The 2,410-nt window shown below is 66.3% G+C and carries 1 protein-coding gene and 1 pseudogene; one reads left to right on the top strand and one right to left on the bottom strand.

Going from position 1 to position 2,410, the window contains the following annotated elements; genetic code table 11:
* A pseudogene (gene wblA / locus BFF77_RS36360) lies at window positions 1–158 on the bottom strand (transcriptional regulator WblA); the annotation flags it as partial.
* A 397-nt stretch (window positions 159–555) separates the two neighbouring features.
* On the opposite strand from wblA, the gene BFF77_RS30175 reads away from it, so the two are divergent.
* The coding region (locus BFF77_RS30175; RefSeq protein ID WP_066956332.1) for a transglycosylase domain-containing protein at window positions 556–2,410 on the top strand (1,855 nt) is incomplete at its 3' end.

Genomic DNA, 2,410 nt, shown 5'->3' on the forward strand with positions numbered 1-2,410 from the left:
ACGCGGTTGTCCAGCGCGTCGGCCAGGCATTCCGTACGCACCGGGCATCCGGTGCACACCGCCTTGGCCCTGTTCTGCGCCGCACCCTGCACAAACAGTTCATCTGGATCGGTAGTGCGGCAAGCTGCCTGCGCACTCCAGTCGGTTACCCAGCCCATGCTGGCGCCGTCCTCTCCCGAATTGAGGCTCCCCCACGGCGGCAGCGGCATATTCACCGTTGCCAGTTGAGGACGTTACGGAAGGCGGGCACAGCGCAACACCCCCTTCGGGCCCAATCTTGAATGGTCCGAACGGACTATGCGTACGCGGCAGATCACCCAGGGGAGTGACCCGGGGGCATAGCCGACCTATCCGACACAGTCGGGCATTTCACTTGAGTCACTACGGGCATCAGCGAGCAGATGGGGGCGTATCGGACAGCGCTTCCCGCGCTTCGGGGTTCACAGGAAGTTCATGTCCGGGGCTTGATGCGCAACCGCGTGGCTGTGACAGTTGAGAACAGCTTAGGCCAGAGCCTTGACGCGTGTCCGGCGAATGAGAACGTAGGCTGCCCCCATGCCAAAAAAGCGCTCGGGCGGGGGTCTGACCGGGACCCAGCAGGCCGCCAAGTTCCTCGGTGTCAGCGTGCTCGCGGGAGCGGTGCTGGCGGGAATCGCCCTGCCGGCCGTCGGCGCGCTGGGGCTCGCGGCCAAGGGAACGGTCGAGGGATTCGACGAGATCCCCGCCAACCTTAAGACGCCGCCGCTGAGCCAGCGCACCACGATCCTGGACTCGAAGGGCGGCCGTATCGCCACGGTCTACTCCCGCGACCGCACGGTCGTACCGCTCAAGGACATCTCCCCGTACATGCAGAAGGCGATCGTCGCGATCGAGGACTCGCGCTTCTACGAGCACGGGGCCGTCGACCTCAAGGGCGTGCTGCGGGCACTCAACCGCAACGCCCAGTCGGGCGGCGTCGCCCAGGGTGCCTCGACGCTGACCCAGCAGTATGTGAAGAACGTATTCGTGGAGGAGGCCGGCGACGATCCGGAGAAGGTCGCCGCGGCCACCCAGCAGACCCTGGGCCGCAAGATCCAGGAGCTGAAGTACGCGATCCAGGTCGAGGAGGAGCTGGGCAAGAAGAAGATCCTGGAGAACTATCTGAACATCACCTTCTTCGGGCAGCAGGCGTACGGCATCGAGGCCGCCGCCCAGCGCTACTTCTCCAAGCCCGCCAAGGACCTGAAGGTGGAGGAGGCGGCGATGCTCGCGGGCATCGTCCAGTCGCCGAGCCGTTACGACCCCGTCAACGACGAGGAGGAGGCCACCAAGCGGCGCAACACCGTGCTCCAGCGGATGGCCGACGTCCGCGACATCTCGCAGGCGGAGGCGGACCGCGCCAAGGCCACGCCGATCAAGCTCAATGTGAGCCGGCCCAAGAACGGCTGCATCACGGCGGTCAGCGGCGCGGGCTTCTTCTGTGACTACGTACGCTCGGTCTTCCTCAACGATCCCGTATTCGGCAAGGACCGCGAGGAGCGCGCCAAGGTCTGGAACCAGGGCGGGCTGACGGTCCGTACGACCCTGGATCCGCAGGCGCAGAACTCGGCGCAGGAGTCGATCAAGGACCATGTCTTCCAGAGCGACCCGGTCGCGACGGCGCTGAGCATCGTCGAGCCGGGGACGGGCAAGATCCTGGCGATGGGCCAGTCGAGGCCGTACGGCTTCGGGAAGAACGAGACCCAGATCAATCTGTCCGTCGACCAGAAGATGGGCGGCGGCGCGGGCTATCAGCCGGGCTCGACCTTCAAGCCGATCGTCGCGGCGGCGGCGCTGGAGCGGGGCATCCCGGCGACGCAGAGCTTCCCTTCTCCGTACGAGATGACGTACCCGACCCCGGTGCAGACCTGCGACGGCCCGTGGACGGACCAGGACGTGCCGGTCGAGAACGAGAACGAGGCCGAGGTCGGGCCGTACTCGATGAAGGAAGCGACCGCCAAGTCGGTCAACACGTACTACGTGCAGCTCATCAGCGAGATCGGTGTCTGCCCGGTGACCGAGCTGGCCGCGAAGATGGGGGTGAAGCGGGCCGACGGGAAGAAGATCCAGCAGGTTCCGTCGATCACCCTGGGCACGCAGGAGGTGTCGCCGCTGACGATGGCCTCGGCGTACGCCACCTTCGCCAGCCGGGGTACGTACTGCACCCCGATCGCGATCGAGTCGATCGTCGGCCCGAACAAGAAGCCGATGCCGGTGCCGAAGTCGAAGTGCGAACGGGCGATGTCCGAGACCACCGCCGACACCATCAACACGCTGCTCAAGGGCGTGGTGGAGGACGGTACGGGACAGCAGGCGGGCCTCGGCAGCCGGCCGAGCGCGGGCAAGACCGGAACGACGGACTTCCGCTACGCGGCCTGGTTCGTGGGCTACA

This window comes from Streptomyces lushanensis (assembly GCF_001700515.1).
Taxonomy (GTDB): Bacteria; Actinomycetota; Actinomycetes; order Streptomycetales; family Streptomycetaceae; genus Streptomyces; species Streptomyces lushanensis.